Source organism: Streptomyces sp. NPDC048671, from assembly GCF_055587045.1.
Genome location: NZ_JBVJHB010000008.1, coordinates 319,924 through 335,217, shown reverse-complemented (window position 1 = coordinate 335,217; position 15,294 = coordinate 319,924). Strand labels below are relative to the sequence as shown.

Annotated in this window: 15 protein-coding genes; 9 read left to right on the top strand and 6 right to left on the bottom strand. The window is 71.6% G+C overall.

Going from position 1 to position 15,294, the window contains the following annotated elements; genetic code table 11:
- Positions 1 to 82: 82 nt before the first annotated feature.
- Both ACZ6S6_RS18465 and ACZ6S6_RS18460 read left to right on the top strand, forming a co-directional pair.
- Positions 83 to 706: a TIGR04282 family arsenosugar biosynthesis glycosyltransferase gene (locus ACZ6S6_RS18465; protein ID WP_362958505.1), complete on the top strand. Its 624-nt coding sequence runs from the start codon at positions 83 to 85 to the stop codon at positions 704 to 706.
- Positions 703 to 1,509: a class I SAM-dependent methyltransferase gene (locus tag ACZ6S6_RS18460; RefSeq protein WP_469706234.1), complete on the top strand. Its 807-nt coding sequence runs from the start codon at positions 703 to 705 to the stop codon at positions 1,507 to 1,509. The genes ACZ6S6_RS18465 and ACZ6S6_RS18460 overlap by 4 nt, the downstream gene beginning before the upstream one ends.
- 361 nt (positions 1,510 to 1,870) lie before the next feature.
- On the opposite strand, the gene ACZ6S6_RS18455 is transcribed toward ACZ6S6_RS18460, so the two are convergent.
- A complete protein-coding gene (locus tag ACZ6S6_RS18455) occupies positions 1,871 to 3,184 on the bottom strand; it encodes a molybdopterin-dependent oxidoreductase (protein WP_469706233.1) in 1,314 nt (437 codons plus the stop codon).
- A gap of 182 nt (positions 3,185 to 3,366) precedes the next feature.
- On the opposite strand from ACZ6S6_RS18455, the gene ACZ6S6_RS18450 reads away from it, so the two are divergent.
- On the top strand, positions 3,367 to 4,761 hold the full coding sequence (locus tag ACZ6S6_RS18450) for a hypothetical protein (protein WP_469706232.1): 1,395 nt from the start codon (positions 3,367 to 3,369) through the stop codon (positions 4,759 to 4,761).
- A 50-nt stretch (positions 4,762 to 4,811) separates the two neighbouring features.
- Positions 4,812 to 5,660 carry a GNAT family N-acetyltransferase gene (locus tag ACZ6S6_RS18445; protein ID WP_362958310.1) on the top strand — a complete coding sequence of 283 codons (849 nt, stop codon included), beginning with the start codon at positions 4,812 to 4,814 and terminating at the stop codon, positions 5,658 to 5,660.
- On the opposite strand, the gene ACZ6S6_RS18440 is transcribed toward ACZ6S6_RS18445, so the two are convergent.
- From ACZ6S6_RS18440 to ACZ6S6_RS18430, 3 genes are all read right to left on the bottom strand, one after another.
- Entirely contained in the window at positions 5,618 to 6,070 is a 453-nt protein-coding gene (locus ACZ6S6_RS18440; RefSeq protein ID WP_362958307.1) for a YunG family protein, read from the bottom strand. The genes ACZ6S6_RS18445 and ACZ6S6_RS18440 overlap by 43 nt on opposite strands.
- 41 nt (positions 6,071 to 6,111) lie before the next feature.
- On the bottom strand, positions 6,112 to 7,842 hold the full coding sequence (locus ACZ6S6_RS18435; protein WP_469706231.1) for a SpoIIE family protein phosphatase: 1,731 nt from the start codon (positions 7,840 to 7,842) through the stop codon (positions 6,112 to 6,114).
- 98 nt (positions 7,843 to 7,940) lie between these two features.
- A complete protein-coding gene (locus ACZ6S6_RS18430; RefSeq protein WP_362958301.1) occupies positions 7,941 to 8,693 on the bottom strand; it encodes an alpha/beta hydrolase in 753 nt (250 codons plus the stop codon).
- A gap of 97 nt (positions 8,694 to 8,790) precedes the next feature.
- Here ACZ6S6_RS18430 and ACZ6S6_RS18425 point away from each other — a divergent pair, with 97 nt between their 5' ends.
- The 3 genes from ACZ6S6_RS18425 to ACZ6S6_RS18415 all read left to right on the top strand — a co-directional run bounded on the left by ACZ6S6_RS18425 (position 8,791) and on the right by ACZ6S6_RS18415 (position 11,419).
- Positions 8,791 to 9,276: a peroxiredoxin gene (locus tag ACZ6S6_RS18425; RefSeq protein ID WP_362958298.1), complete on the top strand. Its 486-nt coding sequence runs from the start codon at positions 8,791 to 8,793 to the stop codon at positions 9,274 to 9,276.
- A gap of 108 nt (positions 9,277 to 9,384) precedes the next feature.
- On the top strand, positions 9,385 to 9,894 hold the full coding sequence (locus tag ACZ6S6_RS18420) for a hypothetical protein (protein ID WP_362958296.1): 510 nt from the start codon (positions 9,385 to 9,387) through the stop codon (positions 9,892 to 9,894).
- 76 nt (positions 9,895 to 9,970) lie between these two features.
- Positions 9,971 to 11,419, top strand: a complete 1,449-nt coding sequence (locus ACZ6S6_RS18415; RefSeq protein ID WP_362958293.1) for a flotillin family protein — start codon at positions 9,971 to 9,973, stop codon at positions 11,417 to 11,419.
- An 815-nt stretch (positions 11,420 to 12,234) separates the two neighbouring features.
- Here the strand turns inward: ACZ6S6_RS18415 and ACZ6S6_RS18410 are convergent.
- The gene (locus ACZ6S6_RS18410) at positions 12,235 to 13,605 is read right to left on the bottom strand and encodes a hypothetical protein (RefSeq protein WP_362958502.1); all 1,371 of its coding nucleotides are present in this window, start codon (positions 13,603 to 13,605) and stop codon (positions 12,235 to 12,237) included.
- A gap of 100 nt (positions 13,606 to 13,705) precedes the next feature.
- Here ACZ6S6_RS18410 and ACZ6S6_RS18405 point away from each other — a divergent pair, with 100 nt between their 5' ends.
- Together ACZ6S6_RS18405 and ACZ6S6_RS18400 are read left to right on the top strand one after the other, a co-directional pair.
- Positions 13,706 to 14,164 carry a hypothetical protein gene (locus ACZ6S6_RS18405; RefSeq protein WP_469706230.1) on the top strand — a complete coding sequence of 153 codons (459 nt, stop codon included), beginning with the start codon at positions 13,706 to 13,708 and terminating at the stop codon, positions 14,162 to 14,164.
- A gap of 19 nt (positions 14,165 to 14,183) precedes the next feature.
- Entirely contained in the window at positions 14,184 to 14,405 is a 222-nt protein-coding gene (locus ACZ6S6_RS18400; protein ID WP_362958290.1) for a hypothetical protein, read from the top strand.
- A gap of 403 nt (positions 14,406 to 14,808) precedes the next feature.
- Here ACZ6S6_RS18400 and ACZ6S6_RS18395 read toward each other — a convergent pair whose 3' ends face one another.
- Entirely contained in the window at positions 14,809 to 15,294 is a 486-nt protein-coding gene (locus tag ACZ6S6_RS18395) for a hypothetical protein (protein WP_362958288.1), read from the bottom strand.

Genomic DNA, 15,294 nt, shown 5'->3' with positions numbered 1-15,294 from the left:
CGGCGGGACGAACCGCGCCGGAACCGGAGCCGGAGCCGAGGCCGAAGCCGTCTGCGGGACCCCGCCCGTAGGGCCCGTGACCCTGCTGGTCATCGCCAAGGAACCGCTGCCCGGCCGGGTCAAGACCCGGCTGACGCCTCCCTTCACCCCGCAGGAGGCCGCACGGCTCGCCGAGGCCTCGCTCGCCGACACCCTGCGCACCGTCCTCGCGCTGCCCGCCGCGCGGCGGGTGCTCGTCCTCGACGGGGCGCCCGGACCCTGGCTGCCGCCGGGCATCGAGGTGGTGGGCCAGTGCGCGGGCGGCCTCGACGAACGGCTGGCCGCCGCGTTCGGCGGCAGCACGGGGCCGGCGCTCCTCATCGGCATGGACACCCCGCAGATCACCGCCGCCGATCTGGCGCCCGCGCTCTCCCCCGGTTCCTGGGACGGCTGCGACGCCTGGTTCGGCCCGGCCGAGGACGGCGGCTTCTGGGCGCTGGGCCTGGCCGAGCCGGAGCCGGAGCTGCTGCGCGGGGTGCCGATGTCCGTGCCGGAGACCGGCGCGGTGCAGCGCCGGCGGCTGGTCGGCGCCGGACTGACGGTGCGTGACCTGCCCAGGCTGCGGGACGTGGACACGGCCGCCGACGCCGTGGACGTCGCCGCCCTGGCGCCGCATGGCCGGTTCGCCTCCGTACTCGCCGGACTGACCGGGGCGGTGGCCCGATGAGGCGGACGGCTCCCCGGCACGGAACGGTCCGCCCGCCCCACCCGGACACCACCACCTCCTGGAGCACCGACCCGTACGCCAACGCCCTGCGCAACGGCCGCGGTCCGCTGTTCCTGCGCCGTACGGACGGCTGGCTGCTGCCGCTGGACGTGGAACGCTGGTGCGCGGGCGCGGACGCCGCGGACCTGTCCGCGCTGCACCGCTGCGAGGGGCCCGTCCTGGACATCGGGTGTGGGCCCGGCCGGCTGGTCGCGGCGCTGGCGGCCCGCGGCCACCGTGCGCTCGGCATCGACGTGAGCGAGGCGGCGGTGGCCCGCACCCTGCGGCTCGGCGGCTCCGCGCTGCACCGCTCGGTCTTCGAGCCCCTTCCGGGCGAGGGCCGTTGGGGCACCGTCCTGCTCGTCGACGGCAACATCGGCATCGGCGGCGACCCGCGCCGGCTCCTGCGCCGGACGGCGGCCGTGCTCGCCCCCGGCGGGCTGCTCATCGCGGAGACCGCGCCGCAGGACATCGACGAGCGGGTCCGGGTCCGGCTGGACGACGGACGCGCCGACCGGGCCGCGCCCGCCGCGCCCTTCCCGTGGGCCCGGCTCGGCACACCTGCACTGCTGCGCTGCGCCGGGCTCCTCGGCTGGATCGCCGTCGATCAGTGGGAGGCGGACGGCCGCACTTTCGTCTCCCTGCGCCGCGACCGCAGCGTCCTGACGACCAGCCAGAGCCCCGACAGCACGAACAGCGCGGCCGTAATCAGCAGCCAGTTGCCCAGGAACACATCGGGGGAGAGCCCGCTCGCCGGCTCGTAGCGCTTCGTGTGCCGGGTGATCAGCGGCCACCACATCAGCAGCAGCAGGCCGGATAGGAAGACCGGCACCCGGACGAAGTTGACCAGCCCCGGTCGCGGGCCGAGCGAGCGCCGCAGCAGCCGGTCCGCGCCCGCGTACAGCGGCACCAGCACCAGGTCGTGCACCAGGGCCGCGCCGACGAACCAGACGACGACGCCGAACGCGTCCCCGGCCAGCAGCCGCACCCCCGCGTATCCCGCCAGGGCGAAGGAGGCGGCCATCAGCAGGAGGTGCAGCGGGCCCTCCCCGTACCAGCGCCGTACGAGGTCACGGGGGTTCAGCCTGTTCACGGCTCTCCTCACGGCTCTCCTCACAGCTCCCCTCACAGCTCTCCGAAGGTCAGCCGGGACACCCATTTGGTGTTGAGCACGCCGGGCGCGGCCGGGACGATGATCCGTGCCGGGTATCCGTGGTCGGGGGACAGGTCATCGCCGTTGACCCGCAACGCCAGCAGCGAGCGGGGGTCGCGGACCTGGTTGTCGCGGAGCGCCGCCCGGCGGAACGGCCCGCTGCGCTGGACGGACTCCACCAGCACTCCGGGCGGGTTGTGCGGGTACCCGGCGAGCTCCGCCAGGTCCTTCAGGCGTACGCCGCGCCACCACTGGTCCGAGGTGGACCAGCCCTCCACACAGGCGATCGGGAGCGCCGCGCTGTACTGGTCCATGGCGAGCAGCTGCTCACGGGTGAACCGGAGGTCCCCGGCGTTCCCGCTGACGGTCAGCCACCAGCCCTCCCCCGTCTCAGCGGCGGTGATCCCGACAGCGGCGGCGGTCTTGTTGATCTGGAATCCGTTGGGGCCCGGACCGGGTTCGGCGGCGCCGCGCGGGGTGAGCAGCGCGATCTGCCGCAGCGGCCCGTCGAAGCTCCGGCCGGCCGAGGTGATCAGCAGGACCAGCGAACCGGCACCCACCATGGACAGCGCCCCGCGCCGGGAGAGCGTCGGCGCGGCCGGGGCCGGGGAGGCCAGCGGGTCCCCCGGCACGTTCCCGCTCAGCCCGCCCGACCTCAGCACCCGTACGGCCTGCGGCACCCGCAGCCCGGCATGGGCGAGGAACGCGGCGAAGAACACCCACGCCCCGTAGAAGTGCAGCGGGTAGAAGGAGCCCGGGAACAGGTACTCCAGCTGGATGTTGAGGAGTCCGGTGACGAACTCGAACAGCGCCCCGCCCACCAGGAGCAGCAGCGAGAGCCGCTCCAGCGCATGGCCCACCGACCGGGCCGGCGGCAGCGCGAAGAGCTTCGGCACCACCGACCAGAGCTTGGCCAGCAGGACCGGGACGAGCACGATGCCGACGGTGACGTGCAGCCCCTGCGTCAGCCGGTACAGCCAGTGCGGACCGGTCGGCCAGGCGAAGAGGTAGAAGCCCAGCAGGCCCTTGTCCGGGGTCTTGTCGTTGACCGGATTCAGGTCCGGGTTGTACGCGGCGTACGACAGCAGACCGGTCACGAACAGCAGCGTGATCCCGCCGAGCAGGACGAGCCCGAGCACCGCGGTGAACCGGACCCCGCGCACCGGGCTGCGCCAGAAGCCGGGCGCGGAGGGGGTCCGTTCGAGGAGTCCGGCGGCGCGGCCGGAGGAGAGGCCGGGCAGGGATGCGGGAAGTCTGAAGCGTCGGAACCGACGTCTGTCGCCCATGCCCCGACGCTATGCCCGGGGTGCCGGGGCAGGGCGCGTACGACTCCTGACGAAACGCTGACGTCATCCGACTGCGGTCCGCGGCGGCCCCGGCGGCCCCGGCCGGGTGCGGAATCTGACGGTTCGGTGACGCGCCCCGTCAGCACCCGCCCACGCCGCCCCGGCGTGCGTACCGTGCGTGGGTGAAGACCGAGGACCGCACGGAGCGGCGCACCGAACCGGAGAGCGACCGCCGCACCGGCCACCGCCCCGACCTGGCCGCGGCCGGCGCGGGCGTACTGCTCGTCGTCGCCGCCGCGCTCGTCGGCCGGGCCGTCAAGGACTTCGACCGCGTCCTGTACGTCCACTGGCCACCGCTGCTCGCGACCTGGGACCCGCACATCGGGCCGGGGACCGCCGCCGCGCCCGCGGTGGCCCTGGCCGTGATCGCGTACGGTCCCGCCCTGGCGGACCGGCTGCGCTGGCGGGCCCTGCTGCCGATCTGCTGGGGCGCCTCGCTCGCCTGGGTCTTCTCGCTGGCGCTGATCGACGGCTGGGGCCGCGGCATCGCGGAACGCCTCACCACCAAGCACGAGTACCTCAGGGCCATAGGCCGCTTCGACGACATCGGCGCCGCCCTGCGCGGCTTCAACGACCACATCCTGATCGGCCCGCCGGGCAACTGGCCCACCCATGTCGCCGGACACCCGCCGGGCGCCACCCTCACCTTCGTCCTGCTGGACCGCATCGGGCTCGGCGGCGGCGCCTGGGCCGGGGTCTGGTGCATCGTGACCGGCACCACCGCCGCGGTGGCCGCGCTGGTCGCCGTCCGCGTGCTGGCCGACGAGCGCACCGCCCGCCGCGCCGCGCCCTTCCTCGTCCTCGCACCGGTCGCGGTCTGGGCCGGCACCTCGGCGGACGGCTACTTCGCCGCCGTCGCCGCCTGGTCCGTCGCGCTGCTGGCCCTGGCCGCGACCGGCAAGGTCCGCAGCCCCGCGGCGGCCGCCCTCGGCTCGGGGCTGCTGTACGGCCTGACCTGCTACCTCAGTTACGGTCTGGCGCTCGTCGCGCTGCTGCTCCTGGCCGTTCTCCTGCTCGCCCGGACCGCCCGGCCGGTCCCGCTCTTCGTCGTGGGGGCCCTGGTCGTGCCGGCCGCCTTCACACTGGCGGGCTTCAACTGGTGGGAGGCGTACCACCTGCTGGTCGAGCGCTACTACCAGGCGGCGGGCGGATTCCGCCCGTACTGGTACTGGGTCTGGGCCAACCTCGCCTGCACCGTGATCGCCGTCGGACCGGCGACGGTCGCGGGCCTGCGCCGGAGCGCGGCAGCCGCGCCCGGGGCCGTGGGCGCGCTGCGGACGGGGACCGCGGCCGCGCCGCGGCGGCTGGTCCTGCTGGTGCTCGCCGCGTTCCTCGCACTGCTGGCCGCCGACCTGTCCGGGATGAGCAAGGCGGAGACCGAACGGATCTGGCAGCCCTTCATGCTCTGGCTGCTGCCCGCCACCGCTCTGCTGCCCACGCCTGGCCGCCGCGGCTGGCTGGCCGCCCAGGCCGTCGTCGCCCTGCTCGTCAACCACCTGCTCTGGACCGGGTGGTAACGACCTGGTGCACTGTCGTGGAACGGCCGGCACCCGGGTATGGCTTGTCCGTGCCGACATTCGAGATCACCACAGCAAGCGCGGACGACATCAGGATGATGGCGGACTGGGCCCATGCCGAGGGCTGGAACCCGGGCCTGACCGACGGCCAGGCCTTCTTCGCCGCCGATCCCTGCGGCTTCCTGATCGGCAGGCTCGACGGTGTGCCCGTCTCCTGCGTCTCCGTGATCCGCTACGGCGCGGACCACGGCTTCCTGGGCTTCTACCTCACCCGCCCGGAGCTGCGCGGCCAGGGCTACGGCAGCCGGCTCTGGGCCACCGGGACGGCCCGGCTGGACGGGCGGAACACCGGCCTCGACGGGGTGGTGGAGCAGCAGGCCAACTACCGCAGATCCGGCTTCCGCCCCGTCTGGACGAACATGCGGTACGAGGGCCTGGTGCCGGTGGACATCGCGCCGCCGCCCGGCGTCACCCTGGCCGACGCCCGCACCCTGCCCTTCGGCCAGGTCACCGCGTACGACCGCCGCTTCTTCCCGGCGGAGCGCGACGGCTTCCTGGCGGCCTGGACCACCACCCCCGGCCGCACCGCGCTGGTCGCGCTGCGCGAGGGGGAGGTACAAGGGCTCGCCGTGCTGCGCGCCTGCCGTACGTCCTCGCGCATCGGCCCGCTGTACGCGGCCACGCCGGAGACGGCCGCCGCCCTGGTGAGCGCGCTCGCGGCGACCGACCCGTCCACCCCGGTCGCCGTGGACGTACCCGACGTCAACCCGGCCGCGGTACGGCTCGCCGGACAGCTCGGGCTCACCCCGTCGTTCGAGACGGCCCGCATGTACACCGGGCCGGCGCCGGACGTCGATCACACCGGGCTGTTCGGTATCACCAGCCTCGAACTGGGCTGACCGCCGGCCCGGTCCTCATCCGGTGCGGCGCTCCCGTGGAGCAGCCCCAGGACCCGGTTCCGGAGCAGCTCGTACTCCTCGCGCAGGCGGACGATCTCCGGGGGCCGGGGAACCGCCGTGCCCTCGGTGACGATCTCGTCGGGGGAGAACTGCTCGCGGGTGAGGTCGATCTCCGTACCCGGACCCAGCCGGTTCCACCAGTGGTAGTCCGTGCGCACCCCGGCGACCCGGACCTCACCGCGTACGAGGTCACCGCCCAGCAGGTCGTGCAGGACCAGGGCGGTGACCCCGCACTGGTCGCGGGCGGGGTTGGCGGGGGTCCAGTGCGGCCGGTAACCGGGCGTGGTGGTGTCGGGGCCCCAGCTGCTGCGGACCGCGGCTTCGATGTCGGCGAGGAGGAAGGGCTTCATGACACCGATCCTCGCAGCCGCCACTGACAACGCACCCGGACTCACCTCTTTCCGGGCCCGCCGCCCAGGGCCCGGCGGGTGCGCGAGGCCATCACCGCGATGTCGTCCTCGGCGCCCGGACCGAAGCGGTCGAGCACCTCGTCGAGCAGCTCCTCCAGATCCCCGCTCGCCGGCAGCTTCAGTTCCCGGAGCCGGCCTACGGACACGTCGATGTCCTCTCCGCGCCGCTCCACCAGGCCGTCGGTGTACATGAACAGCACCGTTCCCGGGGTGCACCGCACCTGCGTCGTCCGGTAGCCGCCGTACCCGGTGCCGAGCGGCGGCCCCGCCGGTACGTCGCCCAGCCGGGTACCCGTTGCCCCGGGGTCGATGAAGACCGGCGGCAGATGGCCCGCGCTCGACACCTGGCACATCCCGCCGGACCGGTCGACCACCGCGAGCAGACAGGTCGCCGCCCGGTCGAGACCGGACCGCTCGACCATCCGGTCGAGCTGTTCCAGGATGCGGTGCGGCGGCAGCTTCTCGTCGGCGAGCAGCCGCAGCAGCGAGCGGTAGTGGCTCATCGCGACGGCCGCCTCCACCCCGTGCCCCATCACATCGCCCATCGCCTTCAGGTGGCGTCCGTCGGGCAGCGGGATGATGTCGAACCAGTCGCCGCCCACCAGCACGCTCCGGTCGGCCGGCAGATAGCGGGTGGCGACCTCGATGTGCGGGTGCGGCCGGCGCGGTTCGGAGAGCAGGGAGCGCTGGAGCTCCAGGGCGATGGTGTGCTCGTGGGTGAAACGGCGCGCGTGGTCGAGGTCGACGGCGGCCCGTCCGGCGAGCTCCCGGGCCACCACCACGTCCTGCTCGGTGAAGGTCGGCGAGTCCCCGGCCCTGACCAGGGCGAGCACACCGATCGGCCCGCCGCGCACGGATACCGGCATGATGACCGCGGAGTGCATCCCGAGGGCCCGGTAGGCGGCGACCCGCTCGGGGGAGGGTGCCAGGCGGCCCAGCTGCTGGTCGCCGGTGAGGTTCTCCACGACCGGCTGGTTGGTGGCCAGGCAGCGCGTCACGGCCGCGTCCTCCTGGTAGTCGACGTAGTCGCCGGCCACCCCGAACCGCGCGAGCCGCTCGCGCAGCTCCGGCACCGCCGTGAGCGCCGCCCGCCTCAGCCGGGTCACCCCGGGCGGTGCGGGGCGCACCGGCGGGGCGACGTCCCGCGGGAAGACCTCGATCGTGGCGAGGTCGGCGAGCCCCGGTACGACGAGGTCGACCAGCTCGGCGCAGGTGGTGTCCATGTCGAGCGTGGTGCCGACGCGGGTGTTCGCGGCATCCAGGAGGCTCAGATGGCGGCGGGCCTGGGCCAGCTGTCGCTGCTCCGCGTCGGAGGCCATGACTTCCATCAGGACGGCGGCGACGCCCACCACCCGGCCGGCCACCTCCAGCCGGTGGTACGCGCCGTGCCAGTAGCGCCGGAGGGAGCCGGAAGCGGCGGGCGTCTGGCCGCTCGATGCGATCTCGCGCGTCCGGCCGTCGGCGAGCACCGCCAGCATCAGGTCCTCGCGGGCGTCGATCTCGGGCAGTAGCTCGGCGACCGTACGGCCCAGGTGCGCGGCGGCCGGGATGCCGTTGATCCGTTCGAGGGCCGGGTTCACGTAGAGGTAGCGCAGCTCGGTGTCGAGGACGCCCACCGCTGCCGTGGTACCGGCGATCACGGCCGCGAGCGCCACGGAGTCGAGCGGCGTCGGACTGTCGGCGTGCTCATCGGCGTGCTCATCGGCCTGCAAGTCAACCTCCTGGGGCAGGGCGCGGGCCGCCCGACTGCCCGGCCCTTCATCGTCGACTGCCCGCACCGCCCCCGCATCCCCAGACCGCCCGCCGCTGATCAGCGCGGGCGGACCGGAGGCGCCGCCCGGCTCACCGCGCTCTGCGCGCCGTCGGCGCCGTCGGCGCGCAGCCGGTCCAGATCGACCGTCCCGTCCTCGGCCGGGGCCTCCGGCGGCAGCAGCAGGGCCTCGGCGACGGGGCCGGGGAACGACGCCCGCCCCAGCAGCCCCCCGGCCAGGGCCGCGGTCAGCCGGTGCCAGGCGGGGGCGCGGCGGAGCATCGCGTGGCCGCTGCCGTGCACGGTGACCAGACAGGTACGGGCCCCGGCCCGGCGGGCCCGTGCGGTGAGCGTGCCGGAGGCCACCGGGCTGGTGACCCGGTCGCGGGTGCTGTGCACGAGGACGACGTCCCGCCCGGCGAGCTGCTCGACCGGATCCCCCTCCGGGCACCACGGGGCGAGGCCGACCACACCCCGTACCAGCGGGTGCCCGGCGGCGTGCAGTGCGGCGCGGCCGCCCATCGAGTGCCCCACCAGCACCACCGGGACCTCCCCCGCCGCCCGCCGCAGCTCGTCCAGGGCGCGCACGGCATCGCGCAGCGGGTCCGCCCTGGACCCGTTCCAGCCCTGGTACCCGTACCGGACGGCGTGCACCAGGACGTCCCCCGGCAGCGCCCGCCCCAGCGCGTGCGCGAACGGCCGCATCCGCACCGCGGGCAGGTTGAACGGTCCGGGCGGCGGCGCCCCGAGCCCGGTCTCCCGTCCGCCGTGCAGCAGGAGTACCGCCGCCCCGGGCGGTCGTCGTGGCGTCATGCGTACCTCCGGTGCGAATGGCTGGAGCCGTACCGAGCATGCTGTACGGAGCAGGGGCGGCACCACCGCCGCGGCGCCGGACACCGAAGGACACGCCATGGGATCTTCACCACAGCTCGGCAGCACCGTCCAGGACTTCACACTCGCCGGCGGGGCGCTCGACGGTGACACGTTCGCACGCCGCGACTACACGCTCTCCGCCGCCCGCGGCCGGGCCGTGGTCCTCGCCTTCTACCCCGGCGACAACACGGCCGTGTGCACCAAGCAGCTCTGCTCGTACTCCTCAGGCATGGAGACCTTCGAGGGACTCGACGCCGAGGTCTGGGGGATCAGCCCGCAGGATGTGGACAGCCACGAGTCCTTCGCCCGCGCCCACAGCCTGCGGATGCCGCTGCTGGCGGACACCGGCCGTGACCTCGCGCGGGCGTACGGGGTGGCGGCGCCGGGCATCGGAGTGCGCCGGGCGGTGTTCCTTATCGACGCCGAAGGGGTGCTGCGCTGGAAGCACGTGGCGCTCCTCGGGGCCACGTTCCAGTCACTGGACACACTGGCGGGCCACCTCTCCGGCATTCAGAACACTTAGAAGACTGCCGGGACCCGGCAGTGTCGCCGGACTGGTATGTATGGGACCATCCAGCCAGTTCGACGGATAATGTCCGGGGGATTCCGCAGACCGGGAGGGGTGATTAACGTGACCTTGTTTCTCGGTCTCGGCATTGCGGGGGTTGTGCTGCTCGCACTTTCCCTGATCTTCGACGGAATACTCGAAGGCCTCTTCGGGGGCGTGCTGGACGGCCTCTTCGACGGGCTGCTCTCCCTTCCGGTGATCGCCGGTTTCATCTCGATGCTCGGTTTCGGCGGCGCCATAGTGCTCGGCACGACCGGCGTCGGTACGTTCGCGGCCGTCGGGGCCGGTATCGTCGCCGGTCTGGTCGCCGCCTGGCTGACCTGGAAGTTCAGCCAGGCCCTGATGCGGGACCAGACCAACGCCACGCCGCGGGAAGCGGACCTCGTCGGCTCCGCCGGCTCCGTGGTCACGGCCATTCCGGCCGAGGGCTACGGAGAGGTACTACTGCGGCTGGGGGGTCAGGTCGTGAAGTTGTCGGCCAAGAGCCCGGTGCCGGTCGCACGCGGCACCGAGATCTGGGTCGAGGCGACGCTCTCGACCACCTCGGTCTCGGTCCGCCCCGTCGAACGCTGAGCCGGCAAACCGGCCGCCCCACCACCGCTCGCAACAGAACTGCCGTCCCCGTCGGGAGGCAGAGGGGGACACCCTTATGAGTCCAGTACTGATCGCCATCGTCGGAGTCGTCGTACTCCTCGTCCTGCTGGCCCTCGTGGTCATCTCCCGCTACAAGGTGGCCGGGCCCAGCGAGGCGTTCATCATCACCGGCCGCCGCGGCAAGAAGTCCGTCGACCCGGTGACCGGGCGGGCCAGCATCGACAACAGCGGCCAGAAGGTCGTCGTCGGCGGCGGCGTCTTCGTCGTCCCGTTCGTCCAGCAGAAGTTCACCCTGGACCTGTCCAGCCGGCACATCCCGATCGCCGTGCGCGGGGCCGTCACGCTGCGTGGCGTGAAGTCCAACCTGGAAGGCGTCGCGATCGTCAAGGTCGGCGGCAGCGAGGACGCGATCCGGGCCGCCGCCCAGCGCTTCCTGCAGCAGCAGGACGGCATCGTCGGCTTCACCCAGGAAGTGCTCTCCGGCGCACTGCGTGCCATCGTCGGCCGGATGTCGGTCGAGGACATCATCCGTGACCGGGCCGCGTTCGCCGGCCAGGTGGCGGAGGAGGCCGAAGCCAGCCTGTCCGGCCAGGGCCTGATCCTGGACGCCTTCCAGATCCAGGACATCACCACCGAGGGCTCCTACCTGGAGGACCTCGGCCGCCCCGAGGCCGCCCGCGCCAAGCAGGAGGCGGACATCGCCGAGGCGATCGCCCGCCGCGCCTCGGAGCAGGCCCGGCTGAAGGCCGCCGAGGAAATCGCCATCGCCGAGCGGACGTACTACCTCAAGCAGGCCGAGATCAAGGCCGAGACGGAAGCGGCCGCCGCCAAGGCGAACGCCGCCGGTCCCCTCGCCGAGGCCGCCCGCCAGCAGGAAGTCCTCCAGGAGCAGGAGAAGGTCGCCGAGCGCCAGGCCGCACTGACGGACCGCGAACTCGACACCAAGGTCCGCAAGCCCGCCGACGCCGCCCGCTACCAGGCCGAGCAGGAGGCGGAGGCCCGCCGCATCGCCCAGGTCAAGGAGGCCGAGGCGGAAGCCGAGCGCTCCCGCCTGACCGGCCAGGGCGAGAAGCTCCACCGCTCCGCACTCGCCGACGCCGTACGCATCGAGGGCGAGGCCGAGGGCGCCGCCATCGCCGCGAGGGGTTCGGCCGAGGCCGAGGCCATGCAGAAGAAGGCGGACGCCTTCGCCCAGTACGGCGACGCGGCCGTGCTCCAGATGCTCGTCGAGGTACTCCCGCAGGTCGTCGCCAAGGCGTCCGAGCCGCTGAGCGCCATCGACAAGCTGACCGTGATCTCGACGGACGGCGCGAGCCAGCTGTCGCGCACCGTCACGGACAACGTCGCCCAGGGCATGGAGCTCCTCAGCTCCACCACGGGCGTCGACCTCACCGCCCTGCTCAAGAACCTCAGGGGCGCCACCCCGAAGTCGGAGATCCCGCCCCAGCCGGAAACGGCCGCGGCCTCCACCGCACAGAACGGCAAGATCGAGGTCACGGACTGACCCCGCCCCGTCCTCAGCAACACCCACGTGCCCGGCCGGTCCCACACCGTCCGGGCACGCGCGCGTCGGGGGCCGGCGCGCGAGCGCGGCGAGCGCGGCAAGCGCGGCGGGGGGCGCGGCGCCCGGCCGGGCCGGCTTTGACGGTGGAGGGGCACCGTAAAAACGGAGTCATCCCCGCATGCGCGGGGAGCAGGACCTCGGCGACCTTCCAGGTGCAGAGAAGCAGGGTTCATCCCCGCATGCGCGGGGAGCAGCGCCGCCATTGACGGTGATCTCGTCGATGCTGGGGTTCATCCCCGCATGCGCGGGGAGCAGACTCAGTGACCTGCGGGTTTATCCAGCGGAGTGCCGGAATTCAAGCAGCTTCACCGAATCGGACATTTCACCGTTCTCGTCGCCGTCCGACCGATCGCCGACCCGCAGCCTCTCCCAACCGTTCGCAGACACGGCCGGAGCAGACGCACGGCCCTCCTGGCAGGGCATCAACGTCAGGCTCTCACGGTCCACCGAATGCCACCCCGCGCTCATGATGTGATCGATTCCCCCCTGCAAAACCAGAACCTCGGTGCGAAGCAGGCGAGGTACAACGACTATCCGCAAGGCCACCTGCCCTTGCGGGTGTTGGTCGTCATCCGTGCGGCCGACGCTGCCCGATGTGAGTTTCACTCACGAGTGACGCACTCAGCAAGCTACGGGTGATTGTGTCCACCCCACCAACCAAACACGTCATCCATCTGTCAGCCCAACTGGCCACGGAATGCCCTCTATCCCGAGGGGGGCGCCACGCAGAGAGTGCCAATACCCCGAACCGGCAGTCAGGCCTTCATGGCGGCTACCAGGCGAATCTGTTCGCTCATCCCTCGAACCGTACGGGACGTCCGGTGCTTGGCGAGACTCTTTCGCAGCGTCTCGAAATGCTCGTCTCCCCGAGCCGTAGAGAGCACCATGTAGTCGTTGAGGAAGGTCCCCCACGAGGCACACGATTCCTCGATATGCCCGAACTCGAACTGCCGCTGGGCCAAAACAGCATTCGCATGCAGCCGCCCCTGCCTCTCCTGAAGCGGCATGGCCTTGATCGACTGCTTCATGGCCGTGATGGACTCGGCCAAGTCCCGGTTCTCGTAGTGAACGTGGGACACGTGAAATAGGTACGCGGCCTGGTCATATCCGCCGATCGCCTCACGACGAGAGTCCGCCTTCGAGAGCGCCGTCTCAGTCTCTCGAAGCCGCGTGACAGCCGCACGCTTGTCTCCCACCATCGCCGAGGCATGGGCCTGTTGCCCCCGGAGGAACGCAACCAGCCTGGGGCCCGCCTGCGGAGCGGCTTCGGCTGCCGAGTCAGCGAGTTGCAGGGCCCTACTGCCGTGGCGCAGGTTCGTCGCTTGCAAGCTCATACCCCGAAGCGTCCGGCAGTACGTGACCTGGTCACGGGACTCCCCCGCAAGCTTGAGCGCTTCGAGGTAGTACTTCTGACCGAGCCCGTGGGCCCGCTCATACATGGACATCCAGCCGATCAAGTAGGTGAGATCGGAGGCCGCAGACAGCATGTCAGCGTGCACTTTCTCAGTACCACCAGCCTTGAGGTACAAGGCCACCGTGTTGACGAGGAATGCCGCGGCCATGGGCCTCGCGTGGCCGCCGCCCAGTTCGTCAAGGATGTCCGCGATTCTCTCCGTCATCCTGCGGACGGTCTCGACCTCACCTTGACCGATCCGCCCGGTGGGCTTCGTGGCCCGCTCTCCGTCGTCGGCATGGGCAACGTCGGCGAACAGCGGGACGGAGAGCGCCGCCGAGTAGAGGCCCGCGGCAAGTACGCCGCGGCGTGATGGGTCCATGTCCGCTTTCCCAAGTCGCAGCAGAGCTTCGCCCCTGTCACCCGGCTCAACGCCCCCCTCCGACCTCGGCCGGTTGAGCCCGGCTTCGTCGTAGGGAACGGGCCGTCCGAGCTTGCGTTCGAGCGCCTCAATGATCAGTGGCCTGACTCGCTCGGTCGGCTGTGTCCCTCTGATCCAGTGCGCCACCGTGGACTGGCTGTACGTGAGCGCCATCCCTGCCTCGGTGCCGATCCGGTTCACGGCCTGAGCAAGTTGTGTCTCGGACCATTGCGCCTGGCCAAGGAGGTTCTTCAGCCCGATGTTGCGCTGCTTCTCGGACGCTGTAGCCACATCAACTCCCGTTGCATTCATGGGATTCATGCTTTGCCCTCCCCTCCAAGGTACCCGCCCCGGCACTCTGCGCGGTTAGCTGTTCACGCACCGCCGCCAAGCGGCCCGGAAGGGACATGTGGTGACCACCGTGACGAGAAAGCACGACGTTCCAACCGTCGATGTCACCGCTGACAGGCTGCCGATCGACGTGGAATCCATTCACGACGGCTTGGCCCACGCGCTGGCGTTGCCGCTGGCCACCACAACCCGAGAGGACATCAACGCGAGCGTCCAACAAGTCTTGGGACACCTCAACCTATTGATGGCGGAGGAGTTGGGATACGACTCGGACGCGGACGTGCGCGGTCTGTTCAGACAGGCATACGCCCTGCTCGATCTCAGTCGGCGTCCCACCGAAGAGACTGCCGTCTTCGAGGTGTTCACCTATCTCGGCGATACGGCTCATGTGGCCATGCGCTTCCTGAGCGCCTTCGAGTCATCCCTGAGAACCCCTGCTGAACGACCCACCTTGCAGTCCACCCGGGGCCGCATGCCGGGCTGTGTCCTTCCCGAGCAGTCGCCGGGAAGTTGGATGTGAAACCACCATGAAGAAACCGATGACCACTGCCACCATCCCGTTCGCCACCCGTGCCGCCGAGCCGCCCTGCCTGGTCGCGATGTCGATCGTCGGCGTCACCTGGGACGAGGGCCGCCAGCTCAACGTCCGGGCGGACGGCTCGCCCTGGCACACGGCCGACCACGCGGCCTCGACCACCGACACCAACCAGGACGGCAAGGGTGACGACGTGAACGACCCCTACTTCGCCCCCGCCTCCTGATGGGCGCCGCCCGGCCGGTGCTCGTCGTCGCCGAACGGCTCGATGCCTCGGCCGACATGGTGGTCGACCAGCTCAATCAACGCGGCGTAGCGGTCATGCGATTCGACTCAGCCGACTTCCCCCAGCACGTCACCCTGACCGCCGACGTCGGGGGACGTCGCGAGTTCACCCCCGCACGCGCGGGGAGCAGACTCCGTGACCTGCAGACTTGCCCGGCCGGCTGGCTGAATTCGAGCAACTTCAGCGACTCAGACATTTCGCCACCCTCAGCCTCCGGCGAACCGCCGCCTCTTCGCCGCCTTGCTCCAGCCCTTGGCGGGTGGCGCCGCAGCAGACGACGGTCTGTCCTTCGGGCGGAGGATCAATGTCGGCCTGCGGCGGGGGCCCCTCGTCGTGTCCGGGGTCAGCCCCGTCGTGCCGCTCCATCCGGCCACACCACATCTACCGGCACTCCAGCAGCTCGGGCCTCCTCCACCGTGTCCGCTGTACCCCCGCCCTTCCCTGAAGGAGGAAGGCCGTCCCAGACGGCGACGAGCCGATCGGCACGCTGCAAGAGCTCGGCGTTAGCCGCTTCGTAAGCGCTGCGGCTGGCAGTCTCATGCGGCAGCGTAAACACCTCGACGGCGGTCTCGACCAGGTGATCGAAGACTGCCACGTACTCTGGCTTGACCTTCCGGGCGCGGTAGTCCTGAGAGGGGATCACGACCACCAAACGTCCGCCCACGGCAGTAACCTCTTCGGCGAAGATGCTGTCCGATCCCGCTGCAATGCAGGAGACCCCAGTCAGGTCCTCGCTGTAGCCGGCCAGCAGACTGCGAAGAGCCTCGCGCACGAGCGGCACGCTCTCGTCTGTCAGGTCCATATGCCCGGTCACGGCCAATGTCGTCAT

Coding starts and splice junctions, on each gene's coding strand:
- ACZ6S6_RS18455 (WP_469706233.1), bottom strand. CDS start 3,184: ATGGGCGACAGACGTCGGTTCCGACGCTTCAGACTTCCCGCATCCCTG.
- ACZ6S6_RS18425 (WP_362958298.1), top strand. CDS start 8,791: ATGGGATCTTCACCACAGCTCGGCAGCACCGTCCAGGACTTCACACTC.
- ACZ6S6_RS18410 (WP_362958502.1), bottom strand. CDS start 13,605: ATGAATGCAACGGGAGTTGATGTGGCTACAGCGTCCGAGAAGCAGCGC.
- ACZ6S6_RS18395 (WP_362958288.1), bottom strand. CDS start 15,294: ATGACGACATTGGCCGTGACCGGGCATATGGACCTGACAGACGAGAGC.
- ACZ6S6_RS18460 (WP_469706234.1), top strand. CDS start 703: ATGAGGCGGACGGCTCCCCGGCACGGAACGGTCCGCCCGCCCCACCCG.
- ACZ6S6_RS18415 (WP_362958293.1), top strand. CDS start 9,971: ATGAGTCCAGTACTGATCGCCATCGTCGGAGTCGTCGTACTCCTCGTC.
- ACZ6S6_RS18430 (WP_362958301.1), bottom strand. CDS start 8,693: ATGACGCCACGACGACCGCCCGGGGCGGCGGTACTCCTGCTGCACGGC.
- ACZ6S6_RS18440 (WP_362958307.1), bottom strand. CDS start 6,070: ATGAAGCCCTTCCTCCTCGCCGACATCGAAGCCGCGGTCCGCAGCAGC.
- ACZ6S6_RS18400 (WP_362958290.1), top strand. CDS start 14,184: ATGACCACTGCCACCATCCCGTTCGCCACCCGTGCCGCCGAGCCGCCC.